This is a genomic window from Paenibacillus sp. NPDC057967 (assembly GCF_042887015.1).
Classification (GTDB): Bacteria; Bacillota; Bacilli; order Paenibacillales; family Paenibacillaceae; genus Pristimantibacillus.
In genome coordinates this window covers 103221-127732 of the sequence record NZ_JBHVQB010000009.1, presented here as the reverse complement: position 1 = coordinate 127732, position 24512 = coordinate 103221, and the positions used below count along the sequence as shown (strand labels likewise).

Genomic DNA, 24512 nt, shown 5'->3' with positions numbered 1-24512 from the left:
AAGGGAGTGACGATATGGAGCAGGTAAAGCACATCCTGTTGGATGTGGATACTGGTGTGGATGATGCCCTGGCGCTCATCTTTGCCGTTAAATCCAATAAGCTGCACATAGAAGGCATTACAACGGTATTTGGCAATGTGGATGTGAAGCAGGCGACGGAGAATACGCTCCGGGTGCTGGAATTGGCACAGCCTCGCTATGAGATTCCGGTTGCCATGGGGGCGAATGCTCCTTTGTTTCGTCCCCGCCGTGAGAATGTAACCGCCATTCATGGAGCAAACGGCCTTGCCGGATACGAGCTGCCTGAATCAAGCCAGTTGCCAGTGGACGAGCGGGCATCCGATTTCATCGTGCGAAAGGTGCGGGAACAGGCGCATGACATTACACTGGTATTCACCGGCAGGCTGACTAATCTGGCAGTCGCGCTTGCCAAAGATCCGTCGATTGCGCAGAAGGCGAAGCTGGTGCTGATGGGAGGCGCCATCAAGGTGCCAGGGAATACGACGCCAGTGTCCGAGGCTAACATCCACGGCGATCCTGAAGCGGCGCACCGGGTGTTCGAATCCGGGATTACGATTACGATGGTAGGCCTGGACGTGACCGGGAAGGCCAAATTCGGCGAAGCTCATTTTCATGAACTCATGAACGGCTTTAGGGATCAACAGGCAGAATTAAGAGCATTCTTGCAGCATATCTTCACATTCAGCTTTGAGGCAAGCGAGCGCTTGAACGAGGGCAAAAACCGGCTGATGCATGATCCTCTGGCACTGGCTGTCGTCGAGGATGCTTCCCTTGTAGAGATGGAGGATTATTACGTCTATATAGAGACAAAGGGTCAGCTATCCTCCGGTGCGACGCTGGTCGACTTCAGACGGCCGCCGTCACGGACCAATGCCTCCGTATGTATGCATGTCCGTGAAGAGGCATTCCTGCAGCATTACATTCGCACGGTGCTGTCATAACCGTCAGACGAAGGAGGAGCATGATTGATGCACCGAATATTATTGGATGTAGATACAGGGGTTGACGATGCGCTGGCGATTGCCTACGCTGTCCGTTCACAGGCTCTGGATGTTATCGGGATCACAACCTGCTTCGGAAACGTACCGGTGGACCACGCGACACGCAATACGCTCCATGTGCTGGAGCGGCTAGGAGCAACCGGGATTCCTGTCGCAATGGGGGAAGCCGCCCCATTGTTCCATCCCTCTAAGAAGGATTATCCCGCCCAGTTTCATGGTGAGAATGGGCTTGGCGACCTGACATTCCCCGATCCGGCAGGCAAGCCGGTGTCAACTTCCGCGGCGGCCTTTATGGTAGATCAGATTAGGCGATACCCCAAGCAGGTGACGCTCATCTGTGTCGGCCCATTAACCAATCTGGCTGCTGCCATTCTGCAAGCGCCGGAGATTACTACACTGGTGCGGCAGGTTATCGTAATGGGCGGAGCTGTGGAGGTGGCGGGAAACCGCCGGATGCATGCGGAGGCGAATGTATATTCCGACCCGGAAGCGGCTCAGCTCGTCTTCCAATCCGGAGCTCCGATTACGCTGGTCGGACTGGATGTCACCATGCAGACTGAGCTCAGGCTAGAGGATATTCAGCAGTGGAGAGAGCTGGATTCGGACCTTACCCGCTTCCTGGCTGACATTACCTCCTACTATATCGAAGGCTACCGGGAAGCCTATGGCGATCGGACAGGCTGTGCCCTGCATGATCCGCTGGCGGTAGCTGTTGCGATCGACCCGAGCCTGGTCGAGGTGCAGCCAATGGTTCTCCAGGTAGACCTCGAGGGTGTCCACTCCTATGGCAGAACCATTGCCGATCTGCGTCCGCGCTGTACGGACAAGCCGAACGTCAACGTCTGCACCCGTGTCGACGCCAAGCGGTTTCAGGATCATTTTATGAAGACATTCATGACATAAACAGCAGCAAAAAGGAGTGAACGCAAGGTGCGTTCACTCCTTTCATGTAACTAGCCGGACAGTCGAGTCCGTGTGTCATAACAAAGGGCAGTTCCAGATCGCTGGCGATCTGGAACTGCCCTTTCATTCAATCATTAGTGTTGCGTGGCAACCCTATTTCACCTTTTGAGGCGATTTCGAGCATTTAACGTTTCTCAGCACAACTATTTTCGAGTTCTTCCACTTTTGCTGCCATTAGTGGTGTGTAGCAACCCTATTTCACTTTTTGAGACACATTCTTTATCGTATAAGGCTACGCGCTGCAGCACTTCTTATATTTCTTGCCGCTGCCGCAGTAGCAAGCATCATTGCGTCCAATCTTGACTGGGTTCAAATGTTGGCGTACTGCTGCTTTCGCAGGGCGCGCCGCCTCGCTCAATTCAGCCGCAGTGTAGCCGCCATTGGACCACACTCTTGTATGCTGGGCTGCTTCTGTTACCAGGCTGACGAACTTTTTGGCCTGATTGAGATCCTGGAACGAGATTCCTCTATCCGTAAGCTCATTCAGCACCTCATCCATCCCGCTCTCCCAAGAGACCATAAGCTGGATATTACTCATTACCAAATTCGCAATTCCTTCCCTCTGCTCAAGCTCCTTCTGAATAAACAGCTTCAGCATGTGCAGCTGAGAGGTCATCTCATAATATGCAGGATTAGCGTACTTCAGAAACTCCTCTTGGCTTGGCACATAATGAGGTTTATCCTTTATCTTCGCCAGCAACTCTTCGAGCTCGGAGATTCTTCCATCCTCATAATACGTATCAACCAGATAGCCGTTCTTATGCCACACGAATGGCTGCTCCCTGTTGCTGTGAAACTTATTAACTGTACGTAGAGCTTGACGCGTAATCGAATCGGCCTGATGCGAATTATAAATTTCCACAACCCGCTCTGGTTTGCAAGCGCCGTATAGATGAACAGAAGCACTCATGTAGTCCAGCACCTGCTGCTCGTAAGCCCTTGTCTGGTTCACATGCGCCCAATCCAGCTTCTGCAGCGCTTCTTTCACTTCAAGCGGTATAAAATAACCATACTGCCCTTCCTGCATGACACAGACCAGGACACCTTTATCAATAAGATACCCGAATTTGACAGGTACGAATTCGCTTATGAGCACAGCTTCCGACTTCAGCAGCTCCTGATAAAAGCTAAACTCGTCGTTATGCATAAGCAGAAGCATATCCTGCAATGACTCCGGCTGAACAATTGCTTCAGTTAATGCAGATACCAGGTCCGCCTTGTTCAATTTGGAGCGGCCAACAATAGCGTTGGCGCTTGCTTTCTGCATAAGACTGTCTTTTTTCTGCTGCATGAATACATCATTTAATCCCAATCCCGTTACAGATTCCAATACATAATCACGGTTCTTTGCTATGTTTTGTTCCTTGTTCACGATAGTAATATTCCTCTCCATCTCTTGCAAAAAATTAACGGCCGTACCTTGCCCTCCTGACTACTATACCACTACCTTCGCCGAAATGCTTCTTCCCTGAAAATTATTAATCGTTTTAATTTTCGCATATTTCCACTGAAAGATTCGGTTAAATCTCCCTATTCATCTATCCATACCCTATCTATTAGCTTCTGAATACCATGTACTATTCGCTAGTAGAAAGGGGGACTGAAGCATGGATGAATTTGATCTTGATGATATTGATGAAATTGAAAGAATTGAAATCGAACGCCTTAGCGAAGCCGAAAAACTCCGTCTGCTCCGCAGACTAAGACGACTGTTAAGACGCCTTCTCAGACGTCTTCGCAGACTCATCCGCCGCGGCGCTAACCGCCGTGAAATCCGTAGATTGAGACGCCTCATTAGACGCATCCGCCGCCTTATCCGCCGATTGGAAAACCGAGGTTAATGCAAGAATAAACCTGTAAGCTAGCGAACGCCTGTCTTACAGGTTTAATTTCAGATCAGCCACATCAATAATGAGCAACAAATTTGGAGGATAACAGGACAACCGTCTGCTTTTCCATGGAGCTTTTCTTATTGACTTCGTCAAGTAAGAAAACTCCTTATTAACGCGGAATAAAATCAATGAATTACCCTATTAATCTATCTATACCATCTCAAATTTATTGAATAGAATGTACTATTCTTGCAGAGAGGGGGATGGTCATGAGCAAAAAAGTAGAGATCAGCAACCGCTTTGATGATGAAGATGACTTCGATGACTTCGATTTTGAAGACTTTAACGACTTCGATGAGGATCGTAATGGAGGCCGCAATGGAGGCCGCGACAGACGCCGTCAACTCCGCAGACTGAGACGCTTGTTAAGACGCCTTCTCAGACGTCTTCGCAGACTCATTCGCCGTGGCGCTGACCGCCGTGAAATCCGCAGATTAAGACGCCTTATCAGACGTATCCGCAGACTCATTCGCAGACTTGAAGATCGAGGCTAATTCAAGAGAAACCTGTAAGACGGCAGACGCCTCTCTTACAGGTTTTTTGTATCTTGGACCGGGCAAATCAATAACAGAAACCCAAATTCCCCAAGCTTCAGGACATCCGTCTGCTTTTCCATGGAGCTTTTCTTATTGACTTCGTCAAGTAAGAAAACTCCTTATAAACGCGGAATTAAATCAATGAATCTCCCTATCAATCTATCTATACCAATTTAAATCTACTGAATAGAATGAACTATTCTTGCAGAGAGGGAGATGGAGATGAGCAAAAAAGTAGAGATTAGCAACCGCTTTGATGATGATGATTTCGACGATTTTAATGATTTCGATGATTTTGATTTTGATGATTTTGATTTTGATGGTTTTGATCGCTTTGATCGCTTTGATCGCTTTGATCGCTGTGATCGCTTCGAACGCGACCGTGATTGCGGTGACGGACGGGGACGCAATCGCAGAAACCGCAGAATCAGACGTCTGATCAGACGTCTACGCATTCGCCTGCGCCGTTTAATTCGCCGCGGCGGCAATCGCGATGAAATCCGCAGACTGAGACGCCTCATTAGACGCCTTCGCAGACTTATTCGCGAAATCTAATTCGTTAGTTTTATCCGTTTGTAGAAGGCAATCCTCTGTCACAAAGGTACCGCGCAACCTGACCCGTAAAATGGACGAGCGTCCATTTTGCGGGTTTTACAATTATAGCAGCTAAATTAATCATCCATTAACAAACGGCATTTATACTTAGCATCATGAAGCACTTATTCTATCTCGAAAGAAAGGAACTCATCTTATGGGAATTCATACGTATTTTCAATCACTGACCGATCTAGAGCGTATCATTCGTTGCCCAGGCAAATTCAAATTTCAGGAGCATAGCGTATCCGCTCATTCATGGAAGGTCGTACAATACGCGAAGACATTGGCGGACATTGAAGAAAGCAATGGCGTCACCGTCAACTGGAAGAAGCTGTACGAGATTACAAGCAGTCATGATTACGGCGAAATCTTTATTGGTGATATTAAAACACCCGTTAAACATTATTCATTAGAGCTTCGCTCTATGCTGCAGCAAGTCGAGGAAGGCATGGTCGCGCACTTCATCGATGAACATATACCAGAGGAGTTCAAGCCGATCTTCCGCCGTCAGCTTCGTGAAGGCAAGGATGACTCCATCGAAGGCCAGATTCTCGAAGTAGCCGATAAGCTTGACCAAATCTATGAGGCGTTCGCAGAGCTGCAACGAGGCAATACCGAGAAGGAATTTATCGTCATGTACCGGAGCGCATTAATTAAGATTAAAGGCATTAACTTACACTGCGTCACCTATTTTCTCCAGCACATCCTGCCTGACATGGTTAGCGAAGGCGCAAGATCCCCCATTGATATCGCGAAAATCACAAGTGAAGCTCTGGCATCATAACATATGCTCCAGCACAGAGCCGTTTGTACGCGATCATCCCACTCACGACCTCTCGCACCCCTTTATCGCTACCCTATATCATGCAACCTGAATAAACCCTCAAAGCCCTTCCTACGCACAGCAATTCCTCTCCTTATTCCACGTAACGATTTCTCGCTGCACCAAGGCCCACTATCCCGAGCAAGACCGATGCAGCAACCAAAATCATCAAAGGAGCCTTCCAGCTTTGGGTGGCGTCATGCAGGTATCCAAATAGCGCCGGGCCCGTTGCGGCGAGCAAATACCCTACTGATTGCGCCATACCAGACAGCTCAGCCGCTTGCCTGGAGGTCTTGGTGCGTAAGCCCAAAAACATCATGGACAAGCTGAATGCAAAACCCACGCCCATTCCGAGCAAGATAATCCAAGCAATCAGCAGATTAGAGCTTCCATACAGCAAACCAAGCGTTCCCGACAATAAAAGAATGGACGTAATGACAACCAAATAACGCTGGTTAGACATGCGAGCTGCCATGACAGGTACGATAAATGTAAAAGGAAGCACAGCCAGTTGCATCATAGACAGCAGCCAGCCGGATTGATCGGAGCTCACGCCTTGCAGGCGGAGCATATCAGGAAGCCATGCAATCAGCACATAGAACAACATAGACTGAATGCCCATGTACAGAGTGATTTGCCATGCAAGCGGGGATCGCCATACATTCACCCGGCGCTCGCTTTCCGAACTCACCGAAGCCATTACCGCCCGGCGGGAGCGAAGCTGCGGCAGCCACACCAATAGAGCGATGAAGCTTAAGATCCCCCATATGCCGAGCGCACCCTTCCATCCCAATCCTGCGCCCACCGCAAGCGGTACACTGATGCCTGAAGCAATAGCTCCGCACAAATTCATGGAGATGGAGTATACACCCGTCATGAAGCCCAGCCGATCGGGAAAATCACGCTTAATCAATCCCGGCAGCAGTACATTGCACACCGCGATGGCCAGTCCCAATATGGCTGTACCCCCGAATAAAGCGGCTGTGCCGGATGTAGAACGCAGTACAATGCCGATGAACAAAAATATAATCGCAACGAGCAAAACTCGCTCCATGCCATATCGTCCTCCAAGCCGAGGCACGAACGGGGACAGTAGTGCAAATGCCAGCAATGGCAGTGTCGTGATCATTCCGGCCCAAGTGCCGGTCAATTGCAATTCCCCTCGAATGAGCTCCGACAACGGACCTACCGATGTTAAGGGCGCCCTCATATTCATCGCGATAAAGACGATCCCAGCAATAAGTAAAAAAGCTGCCGAAGGACGGCCAAAGGTGCTTTGTTTCTCCGTATGCTCTTGCATTCGCTCTGTTGCATTCATGTTGACTTCCTCCTATTGTATCTCACCATTCATTAGAGAAGACTGATCATTTATATATTATATTATACTTATTATTTTATATTGTACATCATAATATACAAGATGCTTTTTGTCCACTTCCGTATTCTGCCTCCATTCTGCATAACTAAACGCAATTGCTGAAACACAAAAAAGCCTCAACCCATGCGGATTGAGGGATTCAATCGTATATTTATTGCTCGAAAGCTGCACATTAGTTGTATCTCAAAATGAGGTGCAGTACGGCAAGCTCATCACTCGGATTCGTATAGGAATGTGGCTCGTCTGCACGAAAGCTGATGGAATCATAGGCATTCAGCGTATATGTCTCATCATTCACGTTGATCTCGATCTTACCGGACATCACTGTAGCAATCTCCGTCGTGTGCGGATGATGCATCTCCGGATAATAAGAGCTGTTCGGCTGCAAATACGCCCGGCACATCTCGACATCCTGGCTGCTCTGCTGAAAGATCGGTTCGATCAGCCAAGCTTCGCCGTCGCCCGCTATTCTGAGTCCTTCTCCCGCACGCGATACTTGAACGCCGCTTTGATCGAAGAAGAGCGCCATCAGAGGAACCGAGAGGCTCTTGGATATTTTCCACAGCATGCCTATGGTTGGGTTCGTATCTCCCCGCTCAATATTGCCAAGGGTCAGCTTGCTGACACCCGACACATGCGCCAGCTCCTCCAGGCTCAGCCCCTTGTCCTTTCGCAGCTTCTTGAGGGCGGAGCCCACTTGCAGCACGACTTGTTTCGGGTCATCGATCTCCATTGGTTGCAGTCCCCCCATTTTGCGTCTTCAGTCCGTAATCATCACTTTCCCTATTATAATGGAACGTCTATCATAAGCAAATTATTGTGCGCCGTTGTATCTGCTGCAGCAAAAAGCTGACTCCGGTGCAAACCGGAATCAGCTTGAGCATTACGCATTACCTATAACCGCTGAGCAGGAGAATAAACCGCTGTTGGCAGTCTCCTTTAGCCGAAATCCCTATCCCAGCTTCTGACCGCAATTCGGACAGAAGTTCGCACCTTCCGTTTTGGTTCCGCAATTCGGACAGAAGTTCGGCTTGGCGCCGTCTTGGGAAGCTGGCTTGCTTGCTGGCGGCTGCTGTCCGCTTGACTGTTGCTGTCCCGCAGGCTGTTGCTGACCAGAGCCTGGAGCAGGCTGCCCGGCGTTACCCCCGCTATTTTGATTCTGGCCCATGTTCTGCATCATCTCTTTGGCGATATTCATGCCCATCATCATGCTCGCCATATCAGCTGCAGCGCCGCCGCCCTGCATTTTGCCCGAAGCCATACCGTCCACCATCGACACCTGCTGGTAACGCTGCATATCGCCGATCATGCTGTGGGAAGCCGTCTTCGTAATCATTTGCTGAATTTCTGGCGGGTAGTTAAAGCTCATTACCTGGAAGCCTGTAATGCTAATGCCGCTTGCCAGCAACTCCATGTCCAGATCTTCCTTAATCCCTCTGGAGATCGCATGGGCATTCGCTTGCAGATTGAACATATCCTTGCCTTCGGTGCTGATCCACTTCATCAGCAGCTGATCCAGCACTGACACGATTCTCAGGCGTACATCCTCCACCAGATAGCTCTCTCGTACACCCGCGATTTTATCAATAAACGTCACATAATCCTTGACCTTGAATACAAAGGTGCCGTTCGCGCGAATCGGCAATCCTCCCGGAAGCTGCGGCGTTGGAATCAGAATCGGATTTTGCGTTCCCCATCTGACGGTGAATTCCTTCGTGTTGACGAAGACGACTTCCACCCGCATGCCGCTGTTGAAGCCAAATTTAAAGCCCTTCAGCGTAGAGAGAAACGGGATGATTTGCGAATCAACCGCGTATTCCCCTTCATCCTGGAAGATGCCCTCAATCTTCCCGTTATGGACGAAGATCGCGTCTTGTCCGGGACGAATGATCAGCTTGCTTCCTTTCTTGATCTCGTTGTTGCTCCACTTCCAAAATATCATGTCATCGCGGAACTCTTCCCATTCCACAACGTTAGCGAATTGATTTCTGAAAAATGACATAAGACTCCTCAGTCCTTTCTAGGTTAAAATGATCCTCTGCTGCCGCTGTGCGAGTGGCCCCCCGAGGTCCGTCCCCCGCCACCACCACCGCCGCTGGTATTGGTTGGTTTCGGTATCCGCTTCTTCGTAACCGTCGTGCTCAGGTAGTTGTCATGCTTGTTGATAATGCCTGAGGTTCCGGCATTCGCATAGGTTCCTGCATTCACGGTTACACGCCCGCCTGCATTCGCTCTCATTCCCCATACGATGAAAAAGGCGACGAAGAAGGCGACCGCCAGCTGGAACCAGCCATTAAATACAATGTTATCCGGGTTAACACCCGGCTTAAACCCCATATAGCGGTTTGCAGTACTTATATAATCGGAAAATGCTGAGTAATAATAGCCGCCTGACAAATTCGACGTGATTTTGTTGCGGATTTTGTCCAGTCTGCCGTCATCCAGAAGCGTCTTCGCTTTGTAGAAGCCGGCAAGATACACTTCCCTATTCTTCATATCCATAGTCAGAATGACCGCGTTGCCATGAGGCTTGTCATAACCCAGCTTCTTGTTGTCATAGAAATCCTGAGTCAGCTTCACCACATCGACGTTCTTCTCGTTATTCGTGGTATAAATGATGAAGTCCGTTTCCCGTAATTCGGCATAACTCGCTGCAGCATTTTCGAGCAATTGTATTTCGTCCAAATCCAGCAGCTTGGCTTCGTCATAGATCATGCGCTTCGGTTCAGCGGCATAGACGGTGGACGACGACAAGAGCGGCGAGACGAATACGGCAAGCATGACAAGGAGCAACACAGCTCCTATCCATCGTTTCCCTTTCTTCACCAGAAACCGCCTCCCATCGCCATGGAGACACACTTCACGGAAATCAGAGAAGCCAGGAAGATTCCCGAGAACCACATGAACATCTTGCCTTTGCTGATTGGCGGGCGGCCAACCACTTTGCCAGTCTGACCGTTCATCGCAAACGTGTATTTCGTCCGATTGTGATCATAGTGGAACACCCATACCGGCAGCAGCACATGCTCCGCTTTGCGCGCCGTCGTATCAATTTCCTTGCTCTTATAGGTTAACGTATGGTATTGCGACATGGTTGAGCGTACATAGGAATCAATAAAACCGTCAACCTTATGCTGAGCTCTCGGCATCAGCTGATTGTCATCGTAATTGTATTTTTCCGCGATGTATCCGGCGAGGTAAGGCGTCTTGAAGTTCTTTAGCTGGTCGTATGGGAACGGCTCCAGCTTATCCATCAGCTCGTCGTTCATCTTCTCCGACGCGTCCACAGGCACCTTTACATAATCCAGGGTAATATCTCGGTATACGTCAAAATGCTGCGTCTCGGTATAAATATAGTCGCCACGAGTGTAAGATCTCACTCTCGTGCCATGCGCCCGCACCTCAACGTCGCTGTGCAAATCATACAGCCAGAACGGGACATATAAGCCCGTAATGCCTTTGATCCGATTCGCCCGCATGAAGCTGCCTGGTGTCAGCCGCCCGTTCTTGCACCATTTCTTGAACGCCTTCTGCGCCTGATCTTTGCTAATCGCAAATGGGATGACCTGCGACGGGGCGAATTTGCCTGCCATCCGGTCGATCAGTACGACGCTTGAATTACAAAAGCTGCACATCGTTGCCGTTGTCTCCGGCTCGGTCACGATGACTGCGCCGCAGCTATTGCATTGGTATTCCTTCATCTCGCCTTGGCCGAATACAGAAGGGCGCGGAGCGTCCGTGTAGTGCTCGATATTGTCCTTTCTTCCGCAGCTCCCGCAGGACAGCATGCCCGATGCGCTGTCAAACGTCATTTCCCCGCCGCAATTCGGGCATTTGTAGTCGACTACTGCCAATTCCCTCACCTGCCTGATGTCATGATCTTCAATCTCGATTGTTCAGCTTATTCTTAAGCTCAGCCAGCTCATCTGCAGGGCTTTCTGCTTGCTTTCTCTCCAGCTCGGCAAATCGCTCGTCCAGATCACTGCTTTCATCCTTTTGCAGCTCCGCAATCGCGAGCGCTTCGTAATACGCTTGCTCCGCTTTCTCCTCCAGCGCGCCTAATGCCGCCCCGTTCATCTTCTGCCCGGATTGTGAAGCGGCCAGCTTCCCCTTCGCTTCTAGCACACGCGCTTCGAGCGCTCCGACGTCGGCTGACAGTTTGTCCTGCAGCTGTCTCATTCGCTTCACATTGACCGCTGACTGGTCGTATGCGGATTGCAAGGATATCTCCTTCTTCGCCTCTGCTGCCTTCAGCTCAAGGAACCGCAGTGCTTCATCATCCCTGCCATCCTGCACCATCTTCTCCGCATAGCGCTGCAGCTTCCGAAACTCGGCTTGGCATTCGTCCAGCTCTCTTCTGGCTCTGCTTTCATCCGCCAGCATCGAAGCCATCTCGGCTTTTATTTTGCCCAAATCCGAATTCAGGTCCCTCATATATTCGTTCAATGCCTTCACCGGATCATCCGACCGGTTCAGACTGGCATTCACGTTACTCGACATAATTGTTTTAAATCTGGACAGGATGCCCATAGACGAATCCCTCCTTCAAATTTCTTATCCCTTGTTCTAATAGTACCTGATTTATGGTCAAAAGGATTCACTTTTCTCATTACTTCTAGCTTATGGAAGCTTGATTCTTTATCGAACAAAATTATTTTTTACAAAAAAATTAGTCTTATAAAGGCCAAATATTAATTACGCAGCAGCAAAAATGTTCACATATTCAGCTTGTATGCTAAGTATAATGGAACGCAGAAGGGTTTTCACAACCAAACAGAACGCTGGCCAGCATTCAACCACCCAAAGATGAACTCCTTCTACAATCCTCCAATCTGAAAGGACGATGAATGAAATTGAAAAAGGTAGCCATCCTTCTCACCACTGTTATTATGCTTTTCATGACTTCTGCTATCGCGAGCGCCTCCGTTCCGCTTAATCACACGGATACGGTAACGGGCCAAGGTACGCTAATCATCACGGGCAGTGCCTACTTCAGCGGCTCTCCTGCCGCGGGGGTCATCTTTGCTAATGTCTATCGTGTAACCGGCGGGACGGAAGTGCTGGTCGAAAGCAGCCGTTCGAATATTTTCTCGAATCCGAATGTCGTCAGCTACACGATTAACTTCAATACGAATTTCACGCAAGGCACCTATATTATCCGTTATTCACATAGCGGATCGCTTACTGATTTAACGACATATGCACGTTTCATTTAATACTTAAATAAAGAAGAAACCGTCAGTCGTATGATCTGCATCCCTTTTCGGTGGTGCAATCATCGTTCTGACGGTTTCTTTGCGTTGTACGAGCGATTAAGCCCAATTCCCTTTCCGGAAGACAGGCTCGATGGTGCCGTCCGGCAGCTCTCCATCGATATCAAGGTCTGCGCAGCCGATCATGAAATCCACATGCGTGAGGCTGACGTTCGCCCCGCGCTCCACCAGCTGTTCATTGGACAGCTTCGTGCCGCCCTCCAGGTTGACCGGATAAGCGCTGCCCAGCGCAAAGTGGCAGGAAGCATTCTCATCGATGCCTGTGTTGTAGAACACTCGGTTCATATTCGAAATCGGGGAATTATGTGGCACTAAGGCAATTTCTCCAAGGTAAGCTGCGCCTTCATCCGTCTCCAGCAGCGAAGTCAAATGCTCTTTACCCGACTCAGCATCATACGCCACGACCTTGCCATCCTTGAACGTGAAAGTAATCCCATCCACCAGACGGCCATTCAAATTAAGCGGCAGCGTGCTCTTCACCGTTCCGTTCACGCCCATGCGATGAGGCATGGTATATACTTCTTCAGTCGGCATATTGGCGACGAAATAGACGCCTTTCTCATTCTCTCCGCCGCCGCCGCGCCAAATATGGCCTTCCGGCAGCTCCACACGGATATCTGTACCAGGTGCGCGGTAATGGAGGCTCTTGTACCTTTTCTCATTCAGACGGTTCTGGCTCTTCTTCAATTGCGCAATATGATCGCGCCAAGCGGCGACCGGATGCTCTGTATTGACACGGGCCATGCGGAATACGGCTTCCCACATCGCATCCACACGCTGATCCTCTGGCAGATCGGCGAATACTTTGTTCGCCCATGCCCGGGTAGGCGCTTTGATCAGCGACCAGCTGATCTTGCTGTTGCGCGTATACGTCGAGTACTCCTTGCGCGCAACGGCAGCCGCCTTGACCGCTCTCGATACTTTGGAGGAATCGATGCCTTGGAACAGCTCCGGATTCGGCACTTTAATATGTAGAATGGCTCCGCCCTCTTCGGCAAAGTGCACCATGCTGTCCGCCTGCCACTGCGGGTAGTAGTCGAAGGAGTCATCCGATGCGTGCTCATACCGCGCGCGGGTAACGGCATCATCGTCCCATTCTACGATGACGTATTTGGCTCCCGCCTCATACGCCTTGGCGACGATCAATCGCGTAAGCTCAGCCGTCTCAATCGGGGCATGCACGATCAGCACCTGTCCCGCCTGAATATTCACGCCAACTCTTACGACCAGCTCAGCATATTTATTTAATTGTTGTTCGAATGTATCCATTGTTATTCCCCTTCCATCTGTTCCCTTGCTCTACGGTGTCTTTGCTTAACATTCTCAAAAAAAAGCTGTATAACTAGCATACCAAATGCCCACTGTGATTGCATCTGTGCAGGAAATGGACGGGTTTGACAACGGCTGGAAGGGTGCTCTAGCATGAGGGTATAACTTGTTCGCTTATCTGGAGAAGGAGTGAAGAGAAATGGACACCAAAAACATCTCGTGGAATCAAGGGACATGGACGGTCAAACCCGTATCCGTCAGCGTCGAAGCAGGCTGCCTGATAGCTGTAGCCGAGAAAGGGAGCGACTATTGGGAGAAAACGCTGTATGAGTTCCAGCACCGCAACGGCCATGCGCTGCTTGCTCCCTGGGAGGACAGCCATGCGATTGAAGTAACTTTTCGGCTCGATTCGTTCACCGAGCTGTATGATCAGGCTGGTCTGATGCTGTGGCATGACCAGGAGCATTGGATTAAAGCTGGAGTCGAGCTGAACGATGGCGTCCCACACCTGGCCGTCGTCGTCACGGACAGCTATTCGGACTGGTCGCTGGCTCCTGTACCGGAGTGGGCAGGACAAGAAGTGACCATTCGCGCTTCCCGTATGAAGGATGCCGTTATTCTGCGGGCCCGCTCCGGCTCCGAAGACTGGCGAACGGTCCGCGTAGCCCGCTTCCCTTACCCTACAAGCAAGCAAGCCGGACCTTTCTTCTGCGCCCCTACCCGCTCGGGACTAGAGGTCGCCTTCACCCGCTGGGTGATGACTACACCTGATGCGGAACTGCATACGGATCCTCCAATATTGAAATAAAAAGCTAGGAAACCCTGGTATTCATAGGAGCCAGAGGTGAATCCGTCCAGACAGAAGGTAAATGTATATATAACTGCGATCTTCAGCACATGATGAATCAAGCAGGTTTTTTGGCACCTCTAGGCTTGCAACTGCCTCGCGGCTCGGATTGATCGCTCTAAGCCGTGTTTCCAGGCTTGCAGTTACTCATCAACGGAGGAACTGCCACATCTCGCTAGCTGAAGGAGTTTGGGACCTAACCCAGACGAATAACACGGTTATGTATCATAAGCCCACTCACTGGATACTACACAGCAGAGTGCTTACAATAGGAATGAAAGGTGGATACAACATGACCTCTTCCCGTATAAACAAGCTTCAAACCTATATGAATACAAACAATCTTGATGCCATGCTGATCACATCGCCAAGGCATGTCTATTATTTGACCGGCTTCGCTACGAATCCTCACGAGAGATTCCTCGGGCTGCTCCTGCCTAAAGGAGCGGAACCAATCCTGCTCGTGCCGGCGCTCGATTACGAAGCCGCACACGCGGCCTCCTCCGTAACGAACATCCATACGCATAGCGATACGGACAATGCGTATGAAATTCTAGGTAAGCTTATGCCTTCCGGTATCCGCCATCTAGGCGTGGAGAAAGAAGATCTAAGCGTCCTTCGCTTCGAGGCGATCAGCGAAGCCGTCGGCGTGACGAGCTTTAGCGATATCGGATTGCCGCTTAGAGAGATGAGGGCCATTAAGACGCCGGATGAAGTGGCGCGCATGAAGCATGCTATTCGAATCGTCGAAGATGTGCTGAGTGCAGGCGTTGCCAAAGTAAAACCAGGTGTTACCGAGATTGAGCTGGTAGCAGAGTTGGAATTCCAAATGAAGAGGCTCGGAGCGCAGGGCCCTTCGTTCGATACGATGGTTTTGGCCGGTATGAAGTCGGCATTGCCGCACGGTACCCCAGATAACACGAAAGTAGCCGAAGGGGAGCTTCTCTTGTTCGATCTTGGGGTATATGCAGACGGCTATGCCTCGGACATTACCCGGACATTCGCTGTCGGCGAGATATCCGATGAGTTGAAGAACATATACGGCGCCGTGCTGAATGCCAATCGCCTGGCAATTGAGGCCACACGCCCGGGTGTCACTTTCGGCAGTCTGGACCGCTTGGCTCGCGAATCGATCGAAGCGTCGGGTTACGGCCCTTACTTCAATCATCGGCTCGGCCATGGCCTTGGGATGGATATTCACGAATACCCGTCCATCCATGGCCGGAACGAAGACCTCCTGCGCGCAGGCATGGTCTTCACCATCGAGCCGGGCATCTATGTGCCGGCAGTAGGTGGCGTCAGAATCGAAGACGATGTGCTTGTAATGCCGGACGGCGTGGAGGTACTGACATCCTATCCGAAGCAGCTGACGGTTATTGGATCATAGGCATTTGAGTCATGAGAGCGCCCCGTAAGGTCCATATCGTTGACCTTATGGGGCGGCTCTTGTTTGATCTGGAAAAAGCACATTGGCCAAATGCTGGCTCGGCTTGTATCGGCCTGATGCAGGGTCTATCAAAATTGACGGCATTTCTTTAATACGATGAAGGTAGCAAGCGTTCAAGAACAAGTAAGCGCTATGTTCCAGGATGAATTGTCCTCTACTACTCAAGCTCATTGCGTCTCCATAACCGAATCGTAAGAGACATGCCAAAAAGACACCCCACATGGTGTCTTTTTCATCGTTTGGTGGAGGCAAGCCGTGGCTTGGTAAAGCCACAATTTGCCGCAATATGCTGATCCGGACGTTTTCTAATAGCATCTCATGTGCTGTCTCTTAACGACTCTCTTATTCACAGAAGCTGTACCATACCCTTCTAGCCGTGCAACCCTCCCGTTAAACGAGGACTATGACGATAGGGTCCTACCGGGACCTGAATTAGGCTGGTTAACCCTTGCGAAGTCATGTTGTAGATCTCATCACATAATCGGGCATCAAATCCGAGGAGCGGATGCCCCCCTAACCCGATAGCTGAAGCTGCTAACAGCAAACGCTGTACAAGCATCCCCGCTTCCATCTGTTGGATGCGGTATCCCCTATACCCCATCGTTGTTGTAAGGTGATCCTTGTTCCCTGCTATATGAAAGCAAAGCGGTACTTGGAACAGGTTCACATTATCGGAAGGCATTCCTTGCTGCAATTGGAGCCGATGATCCCCCTGACGTATCAATCGTAAAGCATGAGCAGCGCTGTCATAATGGTAAGCACCTTCTGATATACCGTCAACGTTATACAGACATACGTACAGTGAGACGCGAGATACGGAGTTCTCACGGTCTCTATCCAAATCATTCCAATATCTGAAGGAAGCCGTGGCCTCCTGCAACAGTAAGGCCAGCTGCTCTTGGCTTACCTTGCTCATTATAAAATCACTGTCCGGCGAATAGCGCTTTCGGCTCACTGACGCCAGATCATATAACAACCGCTTCATGCGGGGCAGAGCTATCACTGAATCCTCACAGTGAACATTCTTCTCTTCCCTCATGCGCGGTATCGACGGAAGTGATTCGAATAGGGATGCCTCGTTCATTCTGATTAGCATCGGAAATTCCTTGACCCTCCGGGACCGGACGTAATGGTCGTGCTGAACCGTTGGCAACTCCCGGCTTAATTCGGTAGCGGAGACGGCCTCCTCTCCCTCATTCCAATTGGCAGACCAAGAAATTCCGGGCTCCACCGACAGCGGAATTACCGCATACACGCTTTCCTCTTGCTCGGATACCCCGAGAAGATGATTCACGGCTCGATCAAGAAACTGGAAATGCACCCCCGATGAAAAGCCAAACCGTTTGCCCACTTCCAAGAGCTGCCCGATTAGCGTACCCGCATCAAGTCCTTGCAGGCGGTAAGAAAAGTTATGGTATTTAAAAAAGTTTTTCCAAAACATGCTCGATACAAATACAGCGCCAAAGCAAGCCGACACGTCATAGTGATTACCAAGGGACCTTGCCAAATAGGAATCGAAATCGCCTTCTCGCAGCAACACCAAACGATGATGCGCCACATCATAATGATATACCCCCGCAGGCAAATCCTCTATTTTTAGATAAACGTATAATTCATTCGGATATAACGCTCCACCGGAGGGAGCAAACCGCCGATAGAGCTGCAGCACGCCCATGGATTGCATCATGGAATTCGAGGCAAGGACTGACTGAGACAATTGAGTGAGCCCGAAGACGTACCAGAGAAAATGGCCCATTCGACGAAGGTCGGGCTTCACCGACGCTTCACTGCCTTCGAGCGTCAGCGGAACTTCCGGAGATAACGGAATCACGGGCAAACGGCGATAGAGCTTATAGGCAAGCGGTCCGTCTTCCCAATCCACCACCAGATCCGGCGGTTTGGTCTTATCAATGTCATAATGCAGATTGTGGAGAAATGCTTCCAGACTCATCCTTGTCCCTCCTTATATGAACGAGGGTGGTCAACCACGCCACGACTTTATACCTATGGAAACGGATGCGGATAGGGATTGAGATCTTCTAGCTCTAGCGGCTCCTTCACGTACCCGAGTTCCGCAGGTACCCGGAGCACCCGCTTAAGCCCTGCTAAGCGGGTAAACTGGTGTCCGAACGTCATCGGCAGCATCCCAGGAATCAGCACTTTCACGCAATGCAGCCCATTTCGATTAATTTCTGGCGCGGTTACGTCTACCACGATCACATCGAGATCGAGTCGGCGCAGTGCATCAAGAATGTCCCTCAGGTCATCCGTTAAATCAGTATGCCTTGCCCCCCGCTCGAATTCCTCTTCAAACGTTCGCAACGGGCGATTGTCATCCAGCAGAAATTGCAGGCGCTCCTGCGCTTGCGGCAACCCGTAAAGCAGTGAATGATCCTCCATCTGCTGCACCAGGGATGAATCATGGAACATTCGAACATACGCCTCCCGGTTCGTATCCAATTTCTCGTTGAGCGACTGCATCATGCCGGCCAACTCGTGAACGGCACTTTTCACGGCCCGCACCGGATCCGGATGAGCTCCGGCCGCACAGATGAGATTCGCTCCTGTTTGCTTCCTGTTTTTCGCTACTCCCCATACACTTGGAATCCCATTCTCCATCGTCGCGTTAAAGAAATGCACATCAAACCCTGCCACTGCCTGTAAACGATCGATCATCAATCGTAATTCTTGGTCATTAGCGGAGTTGAGGTCAAGGCGCGGGAGAGGCAGCTGTGCATACCAAGTCATCAGAAACGCATCCCGCTCCACCACTTCCAATATGCCGTAAAAAATAGCCTCCTCCAAACTTCCGCCTAACGCGCACCCGTTGGATGTTTCAAACACAAAGTTGTGCCTACAGCTCATGCTGTAATAGGCGAGCTGCTCCGGAACCAGAATGGGACGCTCTTGCAAAAACGAATAACCCCATACCCAATTGATCGATTGGTCAGGATTAAACGCTGTGAGCGGAACCCCCCGCTGGGCATATTGTTCCTCCGTATGCACCCCTACTTTAACAGGGTCAAGCGCTTGGTCTTTCAGGCTGCGGAAGCTGCCTTGGACTACCGTCCGTTTACTTCGGGGTGCCAGCCCGCAGTACCGCTCGAGCCCCTCCAATATAGCGGTCAATTCACTCGCCGCATAGGAATGGGATCGGCCTGCCGTTCCCACATCCTCTCCGAATAACGGCAGATTCACACTCACATCGGCAAATAATGACTTAGGGTTAACCATCCTCCAATTCAAAAAGCCGGTCCGGTAATCCAGATAGTCTTTGGTCAATACTTTGCTCAGCTCATCTATGGAGCGGCAGCGGTAACTATCTGCGCTAATCTTAGGGCTTGGCTGCAGCGAAATATGGGCAGCAGTCGATGAATCATCAGGTAATCGACTACAAACCGGACACAACGGGTCAGGGAGAATGAGGTGAAGGGTGCTCTCCAGCGTTTTCAAGTTGATCAAAAACACCTTCCCTGCCGATTGAACCGTTTTGCCCTGTAACACCCTTCGTGTCTCTTCTACCAGCAAGTGAGCGACCTGGAGTAGCCCTGTTCGTGACGCCCATGCATCACGCGGCATCCCCCCATGCGTGGCCAGCCTCTGCTGCAGCTCCCGCATCTCTTTGCGTTCACGTCCCGCCATGAGGCGCCGCGTGTCTGCACACCGGGAGCAGCCTTGTGTACCCGGACTAACCAACGGTCCAATCACGCCTTCACCAAATGAAACGAAGCCGCGCAACCAAGGGATGCCGGCCGGCTGCAGCGCCTCTTCTGCCTTCTGATGAATGATAGGATGCCAAGCATCGTCCAACACCAGAACCAAATCCACCGTTTCAGGTACTCCTGCCTCGAAATCGATCTGACGAACGACCTCAAATTGGCCTGACAGTTCCCCATACACGCAGTCTGCCAACACCCCTTCTCCAACAATCACTACGATAGCGCTCACATGGAACCCTCCTCACACAGCACCACACCAAACACCCCTGCTATTTCCTCCTTCAAAAACGGTTCTACTGCCAGATCGAGGACCAAGATCCTTTTACTGTTCCGATTCAAAACCTGCAAGGCGGACTGTAGAACCTCTGGTTGTGACGTTGCTTCACATGCAGGGATCTCGAGCCTTATTGGCACCTGTTCTTCCAGATACACGGATGAAAAAGCCAATGCTTGCGATTTGAGGCCATCCGGTTGGTTTTGTGCTGCTAGCAGAGCCTGTTGTAATGCCTTCCGCAAAGCCAATGTCACATTTAAGCCTGCATGGCCATACCAGCCATCCCTCGTACCGATCCACGCCACAGGAAATCCGAACACTTTCTCTCCCAAGGCGATTATCGGCTCTCCCTTTATGGTCGTCAATGCCTGCAAATAAAAAAGGCAGTGTTGATCTTCTACCGTACCTAACTGTACACGGGAGACAAAAGGCAACTGATGCGCCTGCCGCATGCGCAGGCCTTCGTCCAAGCACCTTTGCAGCCCTCGGCAAATACCTTCCGCAACCGTTTCCCCTGCTCCTATGCCAATAAACTCCTGGCGAGAAACGAGCAGACCAGCCATTCTCGACACATATGCTTCAATTCCAGCCAGCCCCGCTTCCCGCCGCGCCTCCTCATGCGTCAGATCGGTACAGATCATGTCCGGCAGCAGTCCGGCCGGCCCTTCCGATAGCGGGTCGATTGCCTGAACGCGACACTGAGAGAGCGGCAGCTGCTTTAAATTCCCCTCCTCCCAAACATGAAAAATTCCTGATTCTGCCGATGTCAATCGGCTGAAGTAAGGAATCAATCCGTTCACCCTGTTGCTCGATCCCCGTTCAAGCTGTCGATCGAAATCATGAATCCATTCAGGTTTGCGAAGTCCGGTCACAAGCGGATGAGGCATGAACGAATGCCAATTTCCTTCCAAAGTCTCCAGATCCAACAGATAAAAGCGATTATTCTGTTCCGAATCGTCCGCTCCCGTCAACTTTTTAAATAATTCAAACACGATCACATTCGCCAACATCGCTCCCGCTGTAGAAGAAAAGGTGTGCAATTGCGAGTCTTTAGAAATCGCAGATTGGTGTATGCGACGCCATGCCGACTCCCAGCATCCCTCAGCGTCCGGATGCACTAACGGTCCCGCCATGCCGACTTGTTGCACGCATACAGCAGAGAGAAACATCTTTTTCTCCTCCCTGCAAGCGGCATGAAGAGCTTGAATTCCCTCGATATCGTCCTCTCGCGACACGAACAATATTGAATCAAACGGCCTTACAATCTCCCGCCAGCAACTCTCCTCCTTCTCTAAGGTAACCTCCACAACAGCCACCTCGGAATCCGACTTACGGGCATGTACCGCCAATTTTGCCATCCGTTGCCGGTCAGTAGAATCCGAGCCCGAGACCAGAACATAAAACTTAGGCAGCCCGGATTCAAGCAGCGCGGAAATCGACGAGATCAAAAATGGACCAGAACCGACCACCAATACCTTGGACTGACGATAGGATTGAAACCGATACGCACCCGAATCACCGAAATGATCCAAAAACTCAATTTGAGAAGCATACCTTTCAAGAACCTCTTTCGGCAATTGATGCGGTGCATCTTGGCTTACATCCCGAACATAACCGTTGCGATACAAAACTTCTGCAATGCCATATACCTGGTTCCGGTGTTGGTCCGGTAATCTGTCTGTCAAATCCCCCAATCTATGCTCCCCATTGAATATTGGTATCAGCTTTTCAATCCACTGATCGATCGCCTCACCTTCCATGCGGAATGAGCTTACATTGTTTCGAAAATACACACCGCCAGAATCAGCGAGAAAAAATGTATCCCTTTTTACCTTTAGACGCATGGAAGGGTTCAAATTTGTCATTCTATTCCTCCTCCGTTAGCTGTTTTCGATCTGCCCCAACACTTCACAAATAATCTTATGTACAGCTATTTGTCCCTCATGTCTGTAACGTTGTAACTTTTGCCCCTTCTTCGCTATAACGAAAAGCACCCCCTATAGTATCATTGATTAAACACTAGGGTGTTTTTCCAATGTCTACTATAAGGGGTGCACATTAAATGGATTCAAGGGTCTTTCTTTCCTCATTAAGTAGGCACAAATATAGTCTTATCGTCAAAAAGCGCCTTATCGTCCTCCACCGTGACAGTGATGACAGTTGTGGCAGTTGTGGCAGTTTTGACAGTTGTGGCAGTTATGGCAGTTATGACAGTTGTGGCAGTTATGACAATTGAAGCAATTAAAACAACTGAAGAAGCAATTAAAACAACTGAAGAAGCATAGACGAGCTGCTTGCTCATTTTGCGTGTTCCAAGGAGACACCTCACTCGCCTTAATTGGGGAAACATTCAGATTCGATAAATCATTTTGGAATTCATTCATACTCTTACCTCCATTTGTAATAAATCGTTTTGCTGGCTGCCCTATAAGAACCGCCAATTTCTAATACCCATGACAACATATGATTTGATCTCCGCTCTTGTTACTGATTAAAATGCCTATATTTTGTTTTTTCTCAAATCCAGGTTAGTGCATACAAAAAGGAACCTGCCACCTTTACAGTGGCAAAGCGAGCTGAACAGCACCAAATAAAAACGAGGCAGCGCAAATTATAATTTGCACTGCCTCGCTTGTTTATCTTCCGATTCTCAAATTCCGCTGCCACTCGCTTCTTCCGGCGGCTTACTAATACCGTTCATCGCGGCAACCCGTCCGATCTCCTCCATCACATATCCATATTCGAATTAACGTGCGATAAGTTTAAAGGGCAGTAGCTTAGATCATAATGGAGTCATAAAAGACTACAGAATTGTAGGCATAATCAGGTGATGACAATGTGGAAACAAGCGATTTTCTACCTTCCGGAATGGACCGTTTTTATGCAGGGCTTCATCGCTTTTTTTATTCCGTATATGCTCTCAAGATTTTTCAAGTGGCTATACACATCAAAGGAAGAAAATGAAATGGCGGACATCGAAGATGAAACAAAACTTGAATCCTGAATCGTTTACTGGTGACTTTACCATAGATCTCGAACTTGTAAGGAACGAAATCGGTCATAACTCGGATGTGCACTTTAGAGAGTTTTACATAGGAGGCACAGATGTTTGTGCTGCTATTATTTTTGTAGAAGGACTGTCGGATCGAGAGCTCATCGACAAGCACATTATCAAATCGTTAATGGCGCCTATAGCGAACGGAACGGTGTCCAACGAATTTATTACCAGTCGGGTCTTAACCATTGGCGAGTTGACAGAGGAACGCATCTCGAAAAATCTGGCCGCCAAGATATTGACCGGATCAACCGCATTGCTGGTTGGTGGCCTTCCGAATGCGCTCATTCTCGGCACAACCAAAGAGAAATCTCGTCCAATTGAAGAGCCGGTATCGGAAGCTTTGGTCAGAGGTCCACGGCTTGGCTTCACGGAAACGTTATGCGATAACACTGCCCTATTGCGACAGCACGGTGAAAATGCCAACTTGTCCTTCATCAAACTCCAAGTAGGGCAACGCACCAAAAAAGAACTGGTCATCGCCTATATCCAAGATATTGCCGATCCTGATTTGGTCGAAGAAGTGAAGAAAAGAATCAAAGAAATAAATGTGGATGATGTGCCGGAATCAGGCTATGTCGAGCAGCTGATCGAAGATAACTATTTAAGTCCTTTCACACAAGTACAAAATACGGAGCGCCCCGACCGTGTGTTCAACGCCTTGATGGAGGGTCGAGTGGCGATTCTATTAGACGGGACGCCTTTCGCTTTGATTGTACCGGTTACCTTTAGTATGATGCTGCATTCACCGGAGGATTACTATGAACGCTGGCTGCCCAGTTTTCTCTTCCGCCTATTGCGTTATCTGGCGGCAGCAATTTCGCTATTTGGGCCCTCCTTGTATATTTCTTTTGTCTCCTTTCACCAAGGCATGATCCCAACCAAGCTAGCCTTATCCATTATGGGCACAAGGGATGGCGTTCCCTTTCCTGCCATCATAGAAGCGCTGATTATGGAAATCACCATCGAAATATTGCGGGAAGCCGGACTGCGCTTACCCAAGCCAATTGGTCCCACGATCGGCATTGTGGGCGGTCTTGTCATCGGGGAAGCGGCTGTGCAGGCAGGCATCGTCAGTCCCATTATGGTTATTGTAGTAGCGTTAACCGCTATTTCATCCTTTGCTATCCCTCAATATAGCGCAGGGATATCGTTACGCTTGCTCCGCTTCCCCGCTATGTTTTTTGCGGCTGTATTTGGACTATACGGAGTTGTTCTGTTTGCCCTGTTCCTTTGCAGTCATTTGGTGAAGCTGAAGAGCTTTGGCGTACCTTATGTCAGTCCGATCATGCCCGATCGCTTAAGTAATTGGTCAGCCTATGTCATTCGTATGCCGCTTATGAAGATGAAGCGCAAAGCGACGAATCGAATACCTGCGAAAAACGCCTCACGCAAAAAATAGCTCATTACGAAGGGA

The 24512-nt window shown here is 49.9% G+C and carries 23 protein-coding genes and 1 pseudogene; 13 read left to right on the top strand and 11 right to left on the bottom strand.

The window, feature by feature from the left end; translation table 11 throughout:
• The first annotated feature begins 14 nt into the window (after positions 1-14).
• Positions 15-962 (top strand): nucleoside hydrolase, encoded by a 948-nt coding sequence (locus ACFVSO_RS22700; RefSeq protein ID WP_387477879.1) that lies wholly within the window; start codon positions 15-17, stop codon positions 960-962.
• A gap of 27 nt (positions 963-989) precedes the next feature.
• Positions 990-1925 carry a nucleoside hydrolase gene (locus ACFVSO_RS22695; RefSeq protein ID WP_387477877.1) on the top strand — a complete coding sequence of 312 codons (936 nt, stop codon included), beginning with the start codon at positions 990-992 and terminating at the stop codon, positions 1923-1925.
• 292 nt (positions 1926-2217) lie between these two features.
• Here the strand turns inward: ACFVSO_RS22695 and ACFVSO_RS22690 are convergent, their stop codons facing one another.
• Positions 2218-3357, bottom strand: coding sequence for an SEC-C metal-binding domain-containing protein (locus tag ACFVSO_RS22690; RefSeq protein ID WP_387477875.1), 1140 nt, complete (start codon positions 3355-3357; stop codon positions 2218-2220).
• 235 nt (positions 3358-3592) lie between these two features.
• On the opposite strand from ACFVSO_RS22690, the gene ACFVSO_RS22685 reads away from it, so the two are divergent.
• The 4 genes from ACFVSO_RS22685 (at position 3593) to ACFVSO_RS22670 (ending at position 5794) form a co-directional block, all read left to right on the top strand.
• Positions 3593-3826, top strand: a complete 234-nt coding sequence (locus ACFVSO_RS22685; protein WP_387477872.1) for a hypothetical protein — start codon at positions 3593-3595, stop codon at positions 3824-3826.
• 260 nt (positions 3827-4086) lie between these two features.
• Positions 4087-4371, top strand: coding sequence for a hypothetical protein (locus ACFVSO_RS22680; RefSeq protein WP_387477870.1), 285 nt, complete (start codon positions 4087-4089; stop codon positions 4369-4371).
• A 264-nt stretch (positions 4372-4635) separates the two neighbouring features.
• Positions 4636-4968, top strand: coding sequence for a hypothetical protein (locus tag ACFVSO_RS22675; RefSeq protein WP_387477868.1), 333 nt, complete (start codon positions 4636-4638; stop codon positions 4966-4968).
• Between the two features lie 196 nt (positions 4969-5164).
• Entirely contained in the window at positions 5165-5794 is a 630-nt protein-coding gene (locus ACFVSO_RS22670) for an HD domain-containing protein (RefSeq protein ID WP_387477866.1), read from the top strand.
• A gap of 133 nt (positions 5795-5927) precedes the next feature.
• On the opposite strand, the gene ACFVSO_RS22665 is transcribed toward ACFVSO_RS22670, so the two are convergent.
• The 6 genes from ACFVSO_RS22665 to ACFVSO_RS22640 all read right to left on the bottom strand — a co-directional run bounded on the left by ACFVSO_RS22665 (position 5928) and on the right by ACFVSO_RS22640 (position 11741).
• Complete coding sequence (locus ACFVSO_RS22665) at positions 5928-7151, bottom strand: CynX/NimT family MFS transporter (protein WP_387477864.1); 1224 nt, start codon at positions 7149-7151, stop codon at positions 5928-5930.
• Between the two features lie 232 nt (positions 7152-7383).
• On the bottom strand, positions 7384-7944 hold the full coding sequence (locus tag ACFVSO_RS22660; RefSeq protein WP_387477861.1) for a helix-turn-helix domain-containing protein: 561 nt from the start codon (positions 7942-7944) through the stop codon (positions 7384-7386).
• Between the two features lie 219 nt (positions 7945-8163).
• On the bottom strand, positions 8164-9213 hold the full coding sequence (locus tag ACFVSO_RS22655) for an SPFH domain-containing protein (protein WP_387477859.1): 1050 nt from the start codon (positions 9211-9213) through the stop codon (positions 8164-8166).
• Between the two features lie 23 nt (positions 9214-9236).
• On the bottom strand, positions 9237-9992 hold the full coding sequence (locus ACFVSO_RS22650) for a TPM domain-containing protein (protein ID WP_387478406.1): 756 nt from the start codon (positions 9990-9992) through the stop codon (positions 9237-9239).
• Positions 9993-10033: 41 nt separating this feature from the next.
• A complete protein-coding gene (locus ACFVSO_RS22645) occupies positions 10034-11065 on the bottom strand; it encodes a TFIIB-type zinc ribbon-containing protein (RefSeq protein ID WP_387477857.1) in 1032 nt (343 codons plus the stop codon).
• Positions 11066-11093: 28 nt separating this feature from the next.
• Positions 11094-11741 carry a PspA/IM30 family protein gene (locus tag ACFVSO_RS22640; RefSeq protein ID WP_387477855.1) on the bottom strand — a complete coding sequence of 216 codons (648 nt, stop codon included), beginning with the start codon at positions 11739-11741 and terminating at the stop codon, positions 11094-11096.
• Between the two features lie 317 nt (positions 11742-12058).
• Here ACFVSO_RS22640 and ACFVSO_RS22635 point away from each other — a divergent pair, with 317 nt between their 5' ends.
• The gene (locus ACFVSO_RS22635; protein ID WP_387477852.1) at positions 12059-12427 is read left to right on the top strand and encodes a hypothetical protein; all 369 of its coding nucleotides are present in this window, start codon (positions 12059-12061) and stop codon (positions 12425-12427) included.
• A gap of 96 nt (positions 12428-12523) precedes the next feature.
• Here the strand turns inward: ACFVSO_RS22635 and ACFVSO_RS22630 are convergent, their stop codons facing one another.
• Positions 12524-13753, bottom strand: coding sequence for an aminopeptidase (locus ACFVSO_RS22630; RefSeq protein ID WP_387477850.1), 1230 nt, complete (start codon positions 13751-13753; stop codon positions 12524-12526).
• 199 nt (positions 13754-13952) lie between these two features.
• On the opposite strand from ACFVSO_RS22630, the gene ACFVSO_RS22625 reads away from it, so the two are divergent.
• The 3 genes and pseudogenes from ACFVSO_RS22625 to ACFVSO_RS22615 form a co-directional block, all read left to right on the top strand.
• Complete coding sequence (locus ACFVSO_RS22625; protein ID WP_387477848.1) at positions 13953-14561, top strand: DUF1349 domain-containing protein; 609 nt, start codon at positions 13953-13955, stop codon at positions 14559-14561.
• A gap of 331 nt (positions 14562-14892) precedes the next feature.
• Positions 14893-15987, top strand: coding sequence for a M24 family metallopeptidase (locus ACFVSO_RS22620; protein ID WP_387477846.1), 1095 nt, complete (start codon positions 14893-14895; stop codon positions 15985-15987).
• 79 nt (positions 15988-16066) lie between these two features.
• Positions 16067-16147: pseudogene (locus ACFVSO_RS22615) on the top strand (hypothetical protein); the annotation flags it as partial.
• A gap of 270 nt (positions 16148-16417) precedes the next feature.
• On the opposite strand, the gene ACFVSO_RS22610 reads toward ACFVSO_RS22615, so the two are convergent.
• The 3 genes from ACFVSO_RS22610 to ACFVSO_RS22600 are packed head-to-tail and all read right to left on the bottom strand — an operon-like array spanning position 16418 to position 21905.
• A complete protein-coding gene (locus ACFVSO_RS22610; protein ID WP_387477844.1) occupies positions 16418-17998 on the bottom strand; it encodes a SagB family peptide dehydrogenase in 1581 nt (526 codons plus the stop codon).
• A 53-nt stretch (positions 17999-18051) separates the two neighbouring features.
• On the bottom strand, positions 18052-19995 hold the full coding sequence (locus ACFVSO_RS22605) for a TOMM precursor leader peptide-binding protein (protein ID WP_387477841.1): 1944 nt from the start codon (positions 19993-19995) through the stop codon (positions 18052-18054).
• On the bottom strand, positions 19992-21905 hold the full coding sequence (locus ACFVSO_RS22600; protein WP_387477839.1) for a putative thiazole-containing bacteriocin maturation protein: 1914 nt from the start codon (positions 21903-21905) through the stop codon (positions 19992-19994). Before ACFVSO_RS22600 ends, ACFVSO_RS22605 begins: the two co-directional genes overlap by 4 nt.
• A gap of 297 nt (positions 21906-22202) precedes the next feature.
• On the opposite strand from ACFVSO_RS22600, the gene ACFVSO_RS22595 reads away from it, so the two are divergent.
• From ACFVSO_RS22595 to ACFVSO_RS22585, 3 genes are all read left to right on the top strand, one after another.
• Entirely contained in the window at positions 22203-22325 is a 123-nt protein-coding gene (locus ACFVSO_RS22595; protein WP_387477837.1) for a hypothetical protein, read from the top strand.
• A gap of 551 nt (positions 22326-22876) precedes the next feature.
• Positions 22877-23044: a hypothetical protein gene (locus tag ACFVSO_RS22590; RefSeq protein ID WP_387478438.1), complete on the top strand. Its 168-nt coding sequence runs from the start codon at positions 22877-22879 to the stop codon at positions 23042-23044.
• Positions 23001-24497, top strand: coding sequence for a spore germination protein (locus tag ACFVSO_RS22585; RefSeq protein WP_387477835.1), 1497 nt, complete (start codon positions 23001-23003; stop codon positions 24495-24497). Before ACFVSO_RS22590 ends, ACFVSO_RS22585 begins: the two co-directional genes overlap by 44 nt.
• Positions 24498-24512: the final 15 nt, after the last annotated feature.